Consider the following 16,531-nt stretch of genomic DNA (forward strand, 5'->3'; position numbering starts at 1 on the left):
AGAGTGCCTGGTTTGATCTATTACAGACGAGCGTTCATTACTGGAATAACACGACGAGTAACTTTCATGTTAGTCTCCTTGTTGAAGGTTAATAATCCTCGAAGAGGGCCTGTTTTCATACACCGATTTTCGGGTTAAATACCCAAAACTAATAAATAAAACGGTCACAAATTTTATAACGTTCCAGAAACGTGAAACCTGCATTCGCTGGCTCATATTTAGCAACAACAGGCATTCCTTTTTCCATCCACTGCGTCATTTCTTCGGTGGAGTATTTTCTTGTCGTCTGCCTCGGTGAATCGTAAAGCAAGCCGTGAAGCTGTACCAGTTCATCGAAATCCTGACGAGCCATCCCAGACTGTTGCTGATAAGGCCATGATTGATGTTCAATAATAGAATAATGCCCATCCCAGCGTACCGCGTGGTATTGCTCATGCAGCCATGCCAGAAGAGGAGGCATTAACTCATGGATTTCCTGTTGCCAAAAATCAGCCAGCAATAATAACGGCGCTTCAAGTTTAGCCTGTTTTAATAAGTTGCTTAAAGAATCCCATTCCTCTCTTTTTATCAGATTAAACGTCAGCTTTACATCCATCATGTCACGCAATGTGAATTTTTTAGTCACACCATCACGGAAAGTAAATTCAGCAATCAATAATACAACTAATCTCATTGCTTCTGTCAAGACGTATAATTGATTAAAATATAAATTTGAAAAATTTGACACAGGAAATGCATTAAAATGAATCTCAACATATACATCATCAAGAGCACGTTCGCCAGCATTATTCCTCAGTCGAAACTTGGCAGAACTTGCAATGCTGTTATTCGTTTTCCGCACCCAGACAAACATTTCTTTGAAGCCAAGAGACAATAGATAATCATGTGCCTCGATAAAATCTTTTTCATTTTTATATAAGATATCAACATCGCGAGATTCACGCTGAAATCCTTGAGGATAAAAATGCTTAAAGCTTTCCCCTTTAAGGGTTATCAAAGAATCAGACTTACATTTCTGTGTTAGTCTTGCAAGTAATTTCTCATGCAGCAAGCTTTTTTTACGATAAATATCCAGTCTTTTTTGTGCCCATGAAGAAAGTGTATTTTCTTTGCACCAAAATTCAAGCCAGGCATAAAGTAATTTATTTCGATACAGCTCTTCCCAGTGTTCTTCACCGATAGACGGTAATACAGCATCGCGACCAGAAATAAGATACTGACTGAAATAATCGTAGAAGCTCAATAATTCTTTATTAAATTTCATAGACAGACTCCCTGTGTGATTTCAGTGCCCATAAGGTAACGGGAACAGTTAACACTAACTCAACGACTGCTGTGAGTAGATAGACCTGCCGTACCCCCATCCGCCAGGCTATATACCCACCAATCAAGGTCGCGACAGGGATCCCACTTTTAACAAGAGCCCCTGAGATACCTAGCGTGGTCCCATAGCTGGCAGGATCAGAACAGAGCTGGCGTAATGTTCGAAATGAGACCGCTGAAATCACTATCGATAGTGATTCGATGAACATTGAAATCACCAGTACAGGGTAGCTGTTTAGTTCATAAACAAGAAAATAGAGCAGTGCGTTGATGAGCATTGACGCAACCAGAAGCCCCAGCAGCATTGAGGGCCTTTTACTGATAAAACCTAACAGCCATGCCCCGACAATGCCCCCCACCCCTGCTGCTGTAATGATACTCCCGGTATCAAGAGCACTCAGCTTTAACTCATGGGTAGCGTAAAAAACCATCAATGTTGCTGGCACAGTTTCGACAGCATTCACGAGCAAAATAATAAATGAGAGATGCATCAAAGCACGATTCGCTCTGAATGCCTTAATTCCTTCCTTAACACGTACGAAAAACAGCGAATACCAGGGCTGGTGCACGCTTTCCCTTTTTTCATAACGTGGGGTAATCAGCGACACCCCAAAAGAGAAACCAATTAGCAGAAACAGCGTCCACTGCAAAGACCAGGTTAGCGCCCACCCCATTGCAAGGGGAATAACGACGGTAACAATTTGTTCAAACAGTGATGTTCTCGTATTAAAATCGCCCCATTTTTCTTTTGGCAGCACATCATAAGCAGTACGGCTAGTCCCTGCAGAGACGCTGTAGGCAACAGCCGACATAATAAATAGCGCGACATAAAGCGCCTGTATAGGTAACCATTTGTTATAGACCAGGACCATCAACCCCAGCGGGAGTATATGGAGATAAAGACTCCAGCGCATAATGATCCCCGCCCCCCAGGAATCAATTGATGCCCCAACAATAATACCAACCACAATATAAGGAAAGTATTCCATCGCACGGTAAGTGGCAAAGACATCAGCATCGGCAATCTGCTGAGCAAGAAAAATGGGAATCAGCACCGAGAGGCCGACAGCGATAATTTTGGAATAGGTAAATTGCAAGAGTAGCCGGGTCATGAAGATACCTCCTGCACCGGGCAAGAAGCATTCAGAACTTTGATGGCTCCCTCTACCGTCTGGTAAATAGCTTCTCTGGCCAGTGCCAGCCATTGAGGATCCGACGGGAAAAATACCTCGCGAAATTCCTCTCGAACCTTGTCGTATTGTGGTCCGGAACTGATCTGCCGTTGCCATAACCAGTTCTCACGCTGCATCGCGATCATGACTTCCAGCGCTGGACTGGTACCTAACTCCAGAACATAACCTTCTGCCCGCCCGCCAGGAAAAAGGCTATCGACATAGCCGGTCAGCGTGCCCTGGAGTAGAGAGGAAACCGCATTATGGCTGGCGTAATTAATGGCCTGAGCGAGAACAGGCTCTTTGCCGATACCCCGTCCACCTTCACGGATGATACTTAGTTGTCCCTTTTCACCCAGCCCCGTATGAATATCGAGCACCAGAAAATGACGGAACTGGCGGGATAATGTCAGGCATACTTCGCGTACAGCGATCTGGCTCGGCGTGATCTTATCCCCGCCATAAAAGAGTCCTTCAGGGTGATGATACTGCCCGCTGGTGATCACCGACTGTACACGTTGAAGCCCGTCGTGTGTAATCCATTCAAGCAACTTTGATCGAAGCTGCGACTGGTCGGGTAGCTCAGAGCCAGCAGGACAAATTATTTCACGCGCGCGATCATAATCCCTGTTGCGCTGGGGAACAGACCCACCAATAAAATTTCTGTTGAGATCGATATTTGTCTCATTCACTCGCCGAAGCTCATGCATACCCCAGGGATTGACGGCATGCACCAGGCAAATCGCAATATGTTTTGGCGTTGGGAAATCCCTGAGAAGGGTTTCCTGTATAAGTGCACCAGGTAGTCCCTCAACGCCATGCACACCAGAAAAAACAACAATGCAGGTTTTCGCCTGAAGATCACCGAGCACCGTATACGTTAAATGAAGAGCACTACCTTCTTGCCCCAGTGTCACGGGGATCTGTGTTACTTCTACTCCACGTTGCTGCGCAAGACGACTAAATTGCGCTCTGCTTTCGGTATACATGCTCATGTTACATCACTCCATCAGGCCACATTATCGATATCAGATTTATCAAAGGTCAGATGATAGAGCTCTTCGTAATACATAACGAAAAGCTTGTAGACATTATCAATATGCGAAAGGATCTTCTCTTCATCTTCAGGAAGATTCGCTGTTTTGACCAACACATCCCAGACAAAGTCGACATGATCATCATCATCGTCATGATCAACATGTGCGCGCTGACCTCTGACATACTCTTTGCCCATAACCTGCTCAATATTGTCAATAATATCGGGTTGCGTTTTTTCAGATGCTGATTCAATAAAATACGAACTGCAGAGTGATGCTAACGGGCGACCTTCATGTTCAAGACCGTAATAGAAATATCCCTGAAGCAACTTTGTGGATAAAAGTGGCTCGGTTGAATAAATCTCATCTGGTGACACACCAACTTTCTTCAAATCAGCAGCAAACATGGAGTCATGTAGCATTTCATCCCCCGTATACTCGCACCAGCGTTTGGCAAGTCGCGGATCGGTTTTTGTAAAATAATGAATAGTTAAACCATCAATCGTGCGCTTCATCCGTAAACGCAGAATTATTTCAATTAAATTACGTTTGTAATATTCGAGATTAATATTTTTGGCGTCTTTCTGGTGTGATGCGCCAGGCACAGTAGTAAGAAATTTATTTACACGATCTGCAATAAATTTATCGACCCGCTGTCTGAATTCACTATGATTATTACTCATAAAACCCCTCAGTCGTGTTACGCATTGAACTGTTGAATGGAACGTGTTTACCTTTACCTGCAAGCCAGTCATCAAGTCCATCACCCCGCATTAATGCAAACTCCAGCGAGTAACTGTGATGAATCAAGTTGGTACAAATAATCATGAATGCAACATTGCTGAGGTGGATATCAAGCTTGTGAAGCTTGTTCTCCAGTTCCCTCACGGATAACGCTTTACCCGCGGGCATGCCATGCAAAAGCCACTGTTCAATGTCAGCAAGCAATAGGTTAGCCTCTTTCGGAAACGGGCAAGTGCTGACTGAAGATCGTAGTTCTTCCAGCGCAGTGGGCCAGTTGAAATCATTTTCAGAAAAGCGTGATGTTTTTCCATCCAAATAATCAGCAAGTTGTGCCGATTTATTTTCATGAAAGTTATCAACAATCTCCTGAAAAAAATTGTGGCGTTCCTCTGAACTAAACAGTATTCCAGATTCCCTGATAATATCAGCAGGCTCATCTGTGGTATGGACAAATTTAAATAAACGATTATGACTCTTCAAAATCGCTCGTAACTGCTCTGGCTTATGTAATTCTGGTAAAGAACTTCCCTTCAGGGACTGAAGGCGTACCGTGCCCGGCAACTCACGCTTCTGGCTATTATCACGAAATACAACCATAGTGCAGTCGTCACTGGTAAGCAGCTTTTCATTAAGAAAAATTCGGTCCAGTGAAAACTGATTCAGCTGATAGCGCCAATCTTCTCGCATTGTCCAGTGATTATAGCGAAACTCTCGCCATGTAATCGGCGTAAAGTTTTGGCGCTGCAAATAATCAAGCGCAGCCTGACATTTCCTTGCCATGAATGCATCGGGTTTGAATACCAGAACAGCAATATTTTGCAAAAAAGAGACGGTATTTTCACCAAAAACCTTCCGCGCGTCACTCCAGGCTTCCCTGAAGTATACATCTCGAGAATAAAATGTTTTTTTCTCGGGCATGACAGTTAAACCTTCCCAACTATCATGACCAACCTCATCAATAATATCTTCACCGGTATTATACATTAAGGACATCACTTACCTCCGACTGAACCAGGAAATAAGAATCTCAGATGCTGAGGTTATCGTCGCTAAATCTGCAGCAAAGGAAAAACGAATGAATTTGTGTCCATTATAAGGGTCGAAATCAACACCCGGAGTGATGGCAACTCCCGTTTCCTCAAGTAACTGTTTACAGAAAGCCACACTGTCATGGGTTAAATGTGATACATCAGCGTAGATATAAAAAGCCCCCTGAGGGTAGGTAATGTTTTGTAATCCACACTCTTTCAATGCTGCATACAGAATATCTCTTCTTTGTTGATATCCGGATACATATTCGTCCATAAGCTGATACGCTTTAAAAGCGTGAATGGCGCCCACTTGGCTCAGCGTTGAGGTAGCGATAAACAGATTCTGGATCAGTCGTTCAACGGTTCGCAGCCAGTTATCCGGTACAATCATCCAGCCAATGCGCCAGCCTGTCATCGAGAAGTATTTTGAAAAACTATTGACCACAATCGCTTTCTCGGAATATTGACGTACGCTGGTTGCTTTAGTACCGAAAGTAATACCATGATAAATTTCGTCTGAAATCAGAGTAATAGCGTTACTGTCACAATACACCGCCAGTTCATCCAGCACAGCAGCGTCATACATGGTACCGGTAGGATTATTCGGTGATGAAACAATGATTCCGTCTACCGGCTCCGTCAGGTCCCTGAGATGACGCGCAGTAATCAAATAATCAGTCTCCGCGGTGACGTGAATATCAACCGGGATTAAATCTAGTGCTAATAAAATGTTGCGATAACAGGGGTAGCCCGGAACCGGTACAGCAACCCGATCCCCTTTGTCAAAGCCTGACAAAAATGCCAGGATAAACGCAGCCGATGAGCCCGGGGTGACAATAATGTTTTCAGCTGGGACTGAGATCCCGTAAAAATCAGCATAATGCTGAGAAATATTTTCACGCAGTGCACTCAGCCCTGCAGCGACCGTATAACCCAGCGTCTGTTGCGGTAATGCGGTTTTTAATGCCTCAATGACGGAGGCCGGGGCGGAGGTACCAGGCTGCCCCACCTCGAGGTGCCATACGATCTTGCCGTGGGCCTCACGTTCGGCAGCTGCCTGCATAACGTCCATAACAACAAAAGGTGAGATATCTGAACGTTGGGATAAAGATTTCACGCCTGGTTCTCCTGTAATACGTCTTCAGCACTATTGCACGACTCCTCATTGATATAACGCGCAAGGATCGCGGCCCGATCGGCGATGACCTTTCTGGTCCAGGCCGAAATATGTGGAGTCATGTCGACATTATCGAGTTGCCTAAAATCTGCCGCTGATGGTCTTAATGCCTGGTCTCCTTTTTGAGGATAAAACTGCCATACATCGATGACAGCTCGACCGATTTTTCTGTCGTGGCAGGCAGCGGCCAGGGCCTCATAATTTACACATTCAGCCCGGGCGATATTAATGAGTAATGTATCCGGCTCCATCATAGTGATGGCGTGCTGGTCAATAATATTTTGGGTATCTTTATCAACACCACAAGCGACAATTACGACATCACATCCCCGGATAAAGTCATCCCGTTCAGTTCGTGGGAAAAACAAAACTGAACCTGAGGTTTCGTATGGATAACGAGTCAGGCAGCGACAGGATGAGCCAAAGAACGAAAAAACCTCAATCACCTTGCGACCAATTCTCCCACCACCGATAACACCAACAGTGAGTTCATTGAGTTGTTTTCGCGCAATGCCTCCCAGCCGTGAACAATCCCGCCAGTCATAGCTGGATTTAAACCTTTCCCCAATACTATCCAGTTCTCGGAAATATGAGATGACGTAACTGAGAATATATTCCGATACGGCCATCTCGTGTGCTGCACAAGTTAAAACCTCAACATTCTCAGGTAATTGTGAAAAATTAATTTTATCAACGCCAATTCCAGGAACAAGAACCTTTTTAAGACTACTGGTTACAAAACGCTGATCAAATACCATGGATACTAAAATATCTGTATTCTGGCAATGAGAGGCAATCTCCGCGTCTGTCGCAGACTCATCCAAAAAGGTCATAACGTGCTTTTCTGCACACAAATGCATCTGGCGGCTCAAGTAGCAGGCCATATTTCCAAAGAAAAAAATTTTCACTCGCTCTCCAAAAATCATTATATGACTTTGAATCGGCTGTATAGCTGTGCTCTCGCATTAGCATCAGAAAGATGCAATATACAGATCATCCGGTCTGACAGTGTCAGGTTGGCGGAGAAAAACTCATTAACAACAGCATCACGGCATTGTGGCATTTGTTGATAGAAATCATCAGGCACTTCACCACTTGCGTTATATATCACACCATTTTTTTTATTATATCTAAATCCAGGATGCAGATAGTTAGCCAGTTGTATAGAGAAGTCAGCCAGTTCGTTATCATTGCTCAGTAGTATCTGCGGAAAGAAAGCAGAATTTTGAATGTCTGAAAAAGAAGCAAGTATTTTGAAAGAACGAGGGTTAACGGTTTTCAAAATAATATACTCATAATCCAGGCCTATTTTTTGAGACAATGTCGAAAAGAGACTTTGCAATATGGAATAAGTGACGCGGGTTCCATGTTGTTTTTCCGATATCAGCAATGTGTAAAGCATGATACATGTTTTACCGGCGATCTCAGCGACGTTGCAGCTTAAAAAACCACAACATTCATTTGTCTCTTTTGTATAGCAAAATAAGCACAGATCAGTCCTGGCAATGGTTTCAGGCTTGGCCATAAAGTAACTGTTAACCTTATGCTGTGGCATTGCCAACGCCAGCTCTCTTACCGCCTTCTCAATGTAGTCTGCTCCTGGCTTTTCAGGCCCAAATATGTCGACGTACACCGATCCTCTTTGCATCATTTCGTAGAGCCCAGCACTGCTGGAGCTCTCGCGGGCATGAGATACTTTCATTACGATGCAACCATTACATCTGCTGTGGTAAGCAAACCGTAGGATCTGCGTGATCAATTTTTTGTAGTTCAGGTGCAACCTGCTGAAGATGATCCAGTACCAGGCCCAGGCGACGCACACGTTCTTTGGCAACCGGCGCACCAACGCTGTCATAAGGATGGGATTGAGCGCTCGCGCCGACTTTCAGATACATCGGGGCAGCAATCTGAGCCAGCTCACCCACTTCATAGAAACGCAGATACCCACCTTTTGATGCATAGACATCAATCGGAATATCAATCACCAGGTCCGGGTTGAAACGTCGGATTTCGTACATCGTAGCGAGAGAAAGATCATGGGCTGTAGTAATACTGTCAGCCCCCGCATCAGCCATCAGACGAGCAATAATAGCGTTGGTTACCATGCAATGTGAGGACGTTTTAAACTTCATATTTGCAGGCAGGATCTCTTTTTTACGAAGCTCATTAAGAATAAACAGCACACCCGGATCGTAAACGATGAGGCCACGGCAGCCCAGCTCACTCAAGCGCAGCGCTTCTTCAATGGAGTGCGAAATGGCATCATTGTTATTGAGCTGGCGACCCTGTTCCATTCCGAACTCGGTACGGTAAAAAGAGGACTTAACATCATATTCCGGGCGCGGTCCCAGACCGAAGAGCATGCCATAGTTATTTTCATGACACAGTTGTAGCATTTCTTTAATTTCACGGTCGGAACGCAAAAAAGAGCCATGCGTTTCATTAAACCGGGTACAATAGATTTCGCTTTCGCGCAGTGCCGAGACTATTGTTTCCAGCATCATCAGATTATTGACTGCAGGTATTTCTACACCATATTGCCCCCCCTTCGGAAATGAACGCCCCGAAGGCTCTAAGGTCACATCATCAGAAAAAGGAAAACCATTATCACGGAGAATAGTCCGCGCTTTATCAGCACTACGTTTTAAGCTCATATTTAATCCTTCCTGTATGAAAACTAATGTGTGAATGCTACTTCGTTAAAAATGAAATCAAGAGAAAACAGATTCTTAGTTAAAAGGTTAAGGGCTTTCTTTCTAATTGTTTTTTTATGGCACTCATTCAGATAGTGCAGCGTTGACTTCCCGTCAATTCTTGCCAGCATCAGTACTGGAATGAGTGCCGCTATCCGTTTCTCAAGTCCCGTACGATCTTCCCAGTTCACTTTTTGCAGATATGACGTAGCAAGCAGTCTGGACATCAAGATAAAACGGGCATCCCCTAACCGATAAAATTTTAATAGCAAATGATTAATACAAAATGCGATATCAAAAGCCGGATCAGCATAACAGGCACATTCTGCATCTAAAAAAACGGGTTTCGAATTACGATTAAGAATATTTTTTGGACTCAAATCCCCATGTATCACCGAGATACGATTCGCCAGAACCGACTCGCCAATCTCAACGAGGCGTTCACTCATGTCTGGAAATGTGTCGATCAGTGCAAAGATATATGGCTCAATGCGCGTCGCACGTAAAATGTCAGCACTATTAAACTCTCTGGCATAATTCTGGCTACCTGCCGTCATCTCGTGAAAAATGGCAATTTGCTCACCTAATTGTTGAACAAATAGCAAGTCGAACCGCCCAGAGAACAGCTGCCTTTGCCAGACTTCAGCTTCAGTAACGTCTATGTACTGCGTCACTAACAGCGGTTTTTTTTCATCAAAATAATAAACGTGAGGAACACTTTCCGCTGACACACGGCTGGCCATTTCCAGCCATAAATTCTCATAAAATGCTCGTTTTAGCGGGGCTGACCAGTTCTTCTGAACCCGTAATGTTGCTAAAGGCTGTTTAATAACATAACGCTTAAGATTATTCCCTTGCAGGCAATCCATAAGCCATACATCGGAGGAAACTCCTCCCTGAAGTCGTCTTACATTTTGGCTGGAAAACAATTCAATGCCAGTGCCATTCATTAACTCAAGCACGTAATCAACTTCATCAGAATCAATTTCTACAATTCCCCCAGCCTGGGGAAATGGCATATCGGTATCCATTAGAGCCATAACGTTGTCCGGTTGGATTTTGGCGTTTGTTATTTACAAGCTGTATCAGTGAGCGAATTTGAATCTACAAGGTGATATTTAACATGTAAAGCATTTTATTTACATTTCTTTAAAGTGCAAAAAAAACTTAAGAATTGTCTTATGCCAAAAATAGTAGGGGGCAAATGCAGCCTGCTGTTTTTTATGATTTTTTTAAAAGATATATTTTGGTCATAATTTTTAATTATGAAATTAAATGTGAACATAATCACTTTAACTCTGGTGTTAATGGGACCCTCCTAATTTTCATAGGTATTAATCTTTTGACTAATAGCCTTTTTCTTTTAGCATTCTTTTGGCAAACATTTCCCATATGAACTTACTTATCTAACCGCAAGTTACAACGAGACCAATAGCCATGGTGAAAACAGCTATCACTGCATTAATAGCACGTAAGGTCTGGAGTTCTTCAGGCTTGCCCGCGCTTGAGATTGAGGTTTTTATTGATAAACGGATCTCAGCCAGAGCTATAACGCAGTCGGGTCTGTCAGGTGGTTATGTTGACCCAATATTAAATAGCGAAAACATATGCACCAACTTACATAAAATGCTGGATTCTAAAATCCAATACATTGACAAAATACTCACCCCGCAGTTGCTGGGACAGCGTATCGACGACCAACTTATCATTGACTCTATTTTGAGCTTAAGTACACAAAATAATAAACTCTCGCATGCTGACACTGCAGCAATTTCTATTGCGGTTGCGGACCTTGCTGCCAGGTATTATGCCATTCCGTTATGGAAATACATTCAACAAGAATATATTGAACCCGTTATGCCGTTGCCAGAAATTGAAATATTCGGCGGTGGTGCTCATGCATCTTATGCTTCAACAGTACAGGATGTAATGGTGATTGCCCCCGGCGCAGAAAACTATCAGCATGCACTCTGCATCGGGGCAGAAATATTTCAGCGTATTAAAAATCAGCTGGTGAAGGCAGGAAAACCCACAGGGCTCTGTGAAAAAGGGGGACTTTGGCCAAGCTACGACCATTTTCGCCATGCTTTAGAGATGGTAAGCGAAGCCATTGCGCATTCGGGTCTTACGGCTGGTAAAGATATTGGCATAGCAATCGATTTCGCAGCAGATGGTTTTTACGAGACAGGCCATTACTGGCTGAACGGAAATGAAGGTAGCGGTCAGACTTCAGATGACTACATTGCAACATTGACTTCGTTGATCAAAGAATTTCCGATCATGTCACTTGAAGACCCGCTGGCGGTAGAAGACAGGGCGGGATATCGTAAGTTGATGCAGCTGTCAGGCAAGCAAGTACAAATTATCAGCGACGATCTGTTGGATTCCGATCCGCGACTGGTGCAGTCCGAGGATGCAGCTTTACTGTGCAATGCCATCATGATCAAGCCGGCAAAGTCTGGCACCTTAACAAAGACGATTTCGGCGTTAAGTCATGCGCGAAGCAAAGGCTGGGGAGCCATCATGGCAGGGCGCTCTATTGACAGCGAGGATACAGCTGTAATGCACCTTGCGGTAGGCTTGGGGGTTGGTCAGTTCAAAATCGGTTCGCTGGCACGCGCTGAGCGGAGTGCAAAATTCAATGAGGGGATCCGCATCGCAGAAGCATCACGCGACCTTGTATTTGCTGGGGCAAAAGAGTTGCCATAAGGCATGTAGTGAATTGCTTGTTTGTAAATGACCTGTCGCAGCTACCCAGGCAGCATATTTACATTGTCAAACTCAGGAGAGGCGCATACTTTCCACCTATTACACTTGCGTTAAATTTTGTCTATACGCAGTTAATGGAGCTGAACGTTGGGTGCTGCAGGATCAGTTTTCCTTCAGCGCGCAGGGGATCAATACACCGCGCAGCCGGTCTGTTGTTCAGGTGGAACTCTACATTTATTACAAAAAGGATACAGGAAATCAGCCATGGCGCATGATAGCGCTCATGCTGCATTTCCCCCGTCACGCCTAAGTCGGCTATTAAAAATGCACAGTCCAGCTCGACAATCAGTTCCTTAAAAGCATATTCCTCTGATTCGAAGCGGATAGGATGAATAAGATTTAATCTGTGCGCCGCTCCCGCCCAGTGAACCAGCTCATGTAGTGTGGTGGCGTAGAAATTATCTGCCTTTTTGAAGCGAAACCGAGCCGATAAGACGGTCTCATCCGCCGCAGGCCGGTAAAACGCCGAGCGTACTCTTTCCATCATTTCGCACCGGTACGCTTTATCAGGGCCACCACCTGCGATAGCGGGTCAAATGTGATGTGCGTCTGCGGAAGCGCATCGAGAAGCAGGACGTCCTATAATGCTTACTGATTCGCCAGACCTCTGGCAATGACTATCGAGATACCGTACAAGTGCCATATTTGACCGTTACAGATATCCTTCATGCCAGGAGAGCATTCGTATCGGGAAGTAAGTCATATTGTTCTTAGCCGATCGCGGCAGTGAGGTGGAATTTAAGAGCCGAGAAGATTTGTACGGTCTGTGAACGCATAAAAAACAAGATGGGGGCACAAAAGGGGGGGGCTTATAAAGATGAAACAAGAAAAATGCATGTTTATCAATGGTTTTATGTTGTTTGTTATGTTCATGCTATCGCACTGTTTCAACCTGCTTTTAAACACTATGCCGATGCGCTGCATCCCCTCATGCGAGCGAATATCTCGCCCGGCAGCCTGATTTATTTCCCACTTTTTCACGTCGATAATTTTACGCAGCGTTTGCAGACTCCGGCCGCTACCTGCAGGTTGTTTGCGGTATGTCTGTTCGGCCTGCCCGGTCCGTGGTTCGACAACCGACAGATTTTCGCCATCCATTGCGTTCGGATGGGGCGCTAATGTGGGCTGTCTGTCATCTTCCGCAAGCAGTGTGCTTTCTTCTCAGCGTGCAGAACCCGTTGCTTACAGCCACACAGCCGGCCATGCCATTTCGGGCGTGCTGACGACATCCGGTGACCTTCGCAATGACCTGCCTCTGTCCCTTCAAACCCGACTCCGATACATTCTGTCCCGGCAGTTGAAACTCCCGCGATATCAGGTCCGCCAGGCGGCACCGGCCCAACATGCCCAGCCCGCAAAAACCATCAACAGCAAAACTGCAGGTCGACTGCTGGCCACGGGCGGGATCTATCACGGCAATATCGAGGGATTCCATCAGACCGCGCAGCAGCTCGGTGGTAATGCAGCGGCGAGTGAGCTTAACAATCTTCATGTATAAACTCTACAAGCACCTTGACCATGCAATCGTCTTGTTAAAAGGCGGTGATTTACCATAGCGTTAGTTTCCGGTGCCGACCTGATACTTAATCATTTAAAATCAGCGCGTCGGTGTCGACACCTTTCCTGATATCATCGAAAGTGTCGGGTGCAGTAATATCTCTAACTCCGAATGTCTCGACGTCATGCAGCAATCGGCAACAGATGGCTACCAGCGTGAATAAACGGGACGTGATCACGCTCGACAACGGTCTGGTGCTGAATAAAATTGGTCCAGAGGAGACGGCCGAGTAATCAAACACCTACAAAGTATTGGATTATACCGACTTGGTTCGACCCCTGTTATTGCATCATTTTATAAAACGTTCCTCAAATTTCCTTTTCAAAGAGACATTTGGTGAGTCAACCATTAACTTCCCCAGATTGGTTTGGTAACTCATCACACAACTCCTGCAACTCATTAAACATCCTTGCCACATGGAAACCATCGCATACCGAGTGATGTACCTGCACCGCCATAGGCAACAACACTTTCCCATCCTGTTCGTAGTATTTCCCAAACGTGAACATAGGAGAAAAGAAGTTCTTCATGTGCGCAATGTTCATAGTAAAGTTCGTAAACGTTACCCAGGGAATAGACGATACGAAAAAGACATTTTCCCGGGACTCTTCCTTAGGCCAGTAAGAAAGGTTATTGCCATAGCGCGCAACATCTTCTGCATACGTGTTCTGGAAGTGCTGAATATTGCCGTCGAAATGGCTCCACAATGATGAAAAGGTCTCTGTTTCAGGGTGGAAAATGGTATAGCTGGGATGAATTTCATTCCATATGACAAGCTCATTGTCCTTAATGGCCATACGGAATTCCGGATGCCGGTTCATGATTTTAGAGAGGAGGAAAATAATCGTCGGATAAAACTTCCAGCCGACCTTTTTGATATGCTTTCGCAGCGCGGTGATGTCGATCAGAACCGTTTGGTTAATTGTACACTCGGCAAATGACTGGAATACTTCAAAATGCTCCTTCCTGGCCCAACGAGATAAATCAACAGGCGTATATTCCGGGGCTGTTTTTTTCATTGTTTAACCTTTGATTATCAATCGCCTAAAGGGTTTTGGGCCAGAAAAAGCCGCGCAACCATTTCAACCGTATCTAATCTTCCTGTCAATCTCAGCCTGTGGTTTTCCGAACAGATATCCCTGCACGAGATCGCAGCCAAGCGCCTGAAGACGTTCAAGCTGCGCTTCGGTTTCAACACCTTCTGCAATTACCCTCATATTGAGGCTCTTCGCCATGCCGGTTATCAATTTAACGATATTAAGGGCATCATCCTGCGTGGATATCGGGTTCACAAAGGATTTATCGATTTTAATTTTATCAAAATTCAGTTCACTCAGACGTGAGAGCGACGAATAACCCGTTCCGAAATCATCGATTGAAATTCTTACACCCAGCGTTCTCAGCTTTTTGAGAATAGTGAGCGGCGTGTTGCTGTCGCTGAAGAGCGATGACTCCGTAACCTCTAATTCAAGACGGTTTGCCGGAAGTCCAGTCTCCTTCAGGATGGACTGTACCATCGCCGTAAATGATTTCGTGCCCAGCTGAACGGGTGAGACGTTCACAGAGATCCTTGCTGGAACCGCCCAGGAAACCGCTTCCCGGCAGGCCAGCTCAAGCACATTTTTGCCGATCTGATTGATCATCCCCGTTTTTTCCGCGACAGAAATAAAGTAATCAGGTGACAGTATCCCCTTCACCGGGTGTATCCAGCGAATAAGCGCTTCATAGCCGTAAATTTCATTGCTGAATGAATCGACAATAGGCTGGTAATAAACAACAAATTCATGGTTATCGATCGCCAGTGCCATATCATGTTCAAGAGTTCTGCTTTCCTGCAACTTTTGCAGCATCCACTGACGGAAGACTTTTATCTGCTGTGAACCCTCTTTTTTGGCTTCGTAGAGCGCCAGATCGGCAAATTTATAAAGATAGTCAGAGCGCCGCTCATTATCAGATAATACGATACCCACGCAGGTGGCGATTTTTATCAGCTGGTTATTAATCGTATAGGGCTGGCTGATGTGTTCGCTGATTTCTTTGGCGCGCGAAACGGCTGCTGTTTCGGTGAGGCCACTGGACAGAAGGGCGAACTCATCTCCGCCCAAACGGTAAAATGTATCCGTGGCGCTGCTCATTGAGGTGAGGCGTCTGGATACCTGATTCAACAGCAAATCTCCGGCATCATGGCCATAGGTATCGTTGACCTCTTTGAAGCGGTCTAAATCAAATAACATCACCGTGACGGGGATATGATTTTTATCTGCCTGAAGATTAATTTTGTTGAGATCGTCCCAGAAGAAGAGGCGGTTTTTCATGCCGGTGAGGGAGTCATGATAAACATCATATTCAAGCTTCGAGTTCTGAATTTGCAGCGTTTCTTTTGATATCTGCAGTTCGTCAGCAAGGCTTTTAACCTGCATGTGTGCTTTGAGAATGTTTTTATTCTGGTAGATCATTAAGAAACCAAGAATAAAGCTTAATATCACCAGGAGTAATGAAAGTGCGGAGTAAATATAGTAAAGGATCTGTATTTTATGGTTGGATTCATTAACCGTGTTAATATCTTTCGTCAGTGCCGTTGCAGAAAGCTGGCTCAGCGGCGCGTCGAGAGCATGCATATTTGTCAGGTATGCCTGTAACTCTGGATGGCTCATTTTTTCAAGATGGCTATCCAGATAGGTCAGTATTTTCTCTAAGCGCAAAGCAAGCTCCTGATGCGCTTTATCGCTGTCAATATAGCGACCTAAATCTCCCCCTTTCATTAAATCGCTCTGGCTGAGCATAATTTCTAGACGCATGCGGACCTGGTCTATCGTAACGTCATCGGTATCGGTTGCGTATAGACCAAGCCATGATTCAAAACGGTAATACTCTGATACCAGTTGTGCCACGGACCAGGACTCGGTGTATTGAGTCAGTTTTTGCAATTCCTGCTGTCGATCGTAAACAAGAAATGCAATATATCCTGTCGTGATAAAAAGAGAAAAAATGATACCAACCAGTATCCTGTTCATTATGTTCTCCTGA

Annotated in this window: 14 protein-coding genes and 2 pseudogenes; 2 read left to right on the forward strand and 14 right to left on the reverse strand. The window is 44.8% G+C overall.

Going from position 1 to position 16,531, the window contains the following annotated elements; translation table 11 throughout:
- Positions 1 to 148 precede the first annotated feature (148 nt).
- Genes BJ885_RS00315 through BJ885_RS00360 form a run of 10 tightly spaced genes read right to left on the reverse strand, consistent with a single transcriptional unit; the run spans position 149 to position 10,217 of the window.
- Positions 149 to 1,264 (reverse strand): nucleotidyltransferase family protein, encoded by a 1,116-nt coding sequence (locus BJ885_RS00315; protein ID WP_121930938.1) that lies wholly within the window; start codon positions 1,262 to 1,264, stop codon positions 149 to 151.
- Positions 1,254 to 2,435 carry an MFS transporter gene (locus BJ885_RS00320; RefSeq protein WP_183128598.1) on the reverse strand — a complete coding sequence of 394 codons (1,182 nt, stop codon included), beginning with the start codon at positions 2,433 to 2,435 and terminating at the stop codon, positions 1,254 to 1,256. The genes BJ885_RS00315 and BJ885_RS00320 overlap by 11 nt, the downstream gene beginning before the upstream one ends.
- Positions 2,432 to 3,490, reverse strand: coding sequence for a M14 family metallopeptidase (locus BJ885_RS00325; RefSeq protein ID WP_121930940.1), 1,059 nt, complete (start codon positions 3,488 to 3,490; stop codon positions 2,432 to 2,434). Before BJ885_RS00325 ends, BJ885_RS00320 begins: the two co-directional genes overlap by 4 nt.
- 14 nt (positions 3,491 to 3,504) lie before the next feature.
- Positions 3,505 to 4,215, reverse strand: coding sequence for an iron-containing redox enzyme family protein (locus tag BJ885_RS00330; RefSeq protein ID WP_029739713.1), 711 nt, complete (start codon positions 4,213 to 4,215; stop codon positions 3,505 to 3,507).
- Positions 4,208 to 5,260, reverse strand: coding sequence for a nucleoside-diphosphate kinase (locus BJ885_RS00335; RefSeq protein ID WP_166642369.1), 1,053 nt, complete (start codon positions 5,258 to 5,260; stop codon positions 4,208 to 4,210). The genes BJ885_RS00330 and BJ885_RS00335 overlap by 8 nt, the downstream gene beginning before the upstream one ends.
- 12 nt (positions 5,261 to 5,272) lie before the next feature.
- Positions 5,273 to 6,424 carry a pyridoxal phosphate-dependent aminotransferase gene (locus BJ885_RS00340; RefSeq protein WP_211138397.1) on the reverse strand — a complete coding sequence of 384 codons (1,152 nt, stop codon included), beginning with the start codon at positions 6,422 to 6,424 and terminating at the stop codon, positions 5,273 to 5,275.
- Entirely contained in the window at positions 6,421 to 7,392 is a 972-nt protein-coding gene (locus BJ885_RS00345) for an NAD(P)-dependent oxidoreductase (RefSeq protein WP_183128599.1), read from the reverse strand. Before BJ885_RS00345 ends, BJ885_RS00340 begins: the two co-directional genes overlap by 4 nt.
- A 17-nt stretch (positions 7,393 to 7,409) precedes the next feature.
- Positions 7,410 to 8,186 (reverse strand): hypothetical protein, encoded by a 777-nt coding sequence (locus tag BJ885_RS00350; protein ID WP_029739717.1) that lies wholly within the window; start codon positions 8,184 to 8,186, stop codon positions 7,410 to 7,412.
- A 13-nt stretch (positions 8,187 to 8,199) separates the two neighbouring features.
- Positions 8,200 to 9,138 (reverse strand): U32 family peptidase, encoded by a 939-nt coding sequence (locus tag BJ885_RS00355; protein WP_196760027.1) that lies wholly within the window; start codon positions 9,136 to 9,138, stop codon positions 8,200 to 8,202.
- A gap of 23 nt (positions 9,139 to 9,161) precedes the next feature.
- On the reverse strand, positions 9,162 to 10,217 hold the full coding sequence (locus BJ885_RS00360; protein WP_121930941.1) for a phosphotransferase family protein: 1,056 nt from the start codon (positions 10,215 to 10,217) through the stop codon (positions 9,162 to 9,164).
- A 397-nt stretch (positions 10,218 to 10,614) separates the two neighbouring features.
- On the opposite strand from BJ885_RS00360, the gene BJ885_RS00365 reads away from it, so the two are divergent.
- Positions 10,615 to 11,886: a hypothetical protein gene (locus BJ885_RS00365; protein WP_050583705.1), complete on the forward strand. Its 1,272-nt coding sequence runs from the start codon at positions 10,615 to 10,617 to the stop codon at positions 11,884 to 11,886.
- Between the two features lie 121 nt (positions 11,887 to 12,007).
- Here the strand turns inward: BJ885_RS00365 and BJ885_RS00370 are convergent, their stop codons facing one another.
- Together BJ885_RS00370 and BJ885_RS00375 are read right to left on the reverse strand one after the other, a co-directional pair.
- Positions 12,008 to 12,433, reverse strand: coding sequence for a zincin-like metallopeptidase domain-containing protein (locus BJ885_RS00370; RefSeq protein WP_121930942.1), 426 nt, complete (start codon positions 12,431 to 12,433; stop codon positions 12,008 to 12,010).
- Positions 12,434 to 12,852: 419 nt separating this feature from the next.
- Positions 12,853 to 12,999: pseudogene (locus BJ885_RS00375) on the reverse strand (phage polarity suppression protein); the annotation flags it as partial.
- Between the two features lie 262 nt (positions 13,000 to 13,261).
- Here BJ885_RS00375 and BJ885_RS23550 point away from each other — a divergent pair.
- Positions 13,262 to 13,417, forward strand: a pseudogene (locus tag BJ885_RS23550) (HNH endonuclease); the annotation flags it as partial.
- A 428-nt stretch (positions 13,418 to 13,845) separates the two neighbouring features.
- Here BJ885_RS23550 and catA read toward each other — a convergent pair.
- Together catA and BJ885_RS00390 are read right to left on the reverse strand one after the other, a co-directional pair.
- Positions 13,846 to 14,523: a type A chloramphenicol O-acetyltransferase gene (gene catA, locus BJ885_RS00385; RefSeq protein WP_121930944.1), complete on the reverse strand. Its 678-nt coding sequence runs from the start codon at positions 14,521 to 14,523 to the stop codon at positions 13,846 to 13,848.
- A 63-nt stretch (positions 14,524 to 14,586) separates the two neighbouring features.
- Complete coding sequence (locus BJ885_RS00390; RefSeq protein WP_121930945.1) at positions 14,587 to 16,518, reverse strand: bifunctional diguanylate cyclase/phosphodiesterase; 1,932 nt, start codon at positions 16,516 to 16,518, stop codon at positions 14,587 to 14,589.
- Between the last annotated feature and the right edge of the window lie 13 nt (positions 16,519 to 16,531).

Origin of the sequence: Enterobacter sp. WP_7_1 (assembly GCF_003688535.1) — a bacterium.
Lineage (GTDB): Bacteria > Pseudomonadota > Gammaproteobacteria > Enterobacterales > Enterobacteriaceae > Enterobacter > Enterobacter asburiae.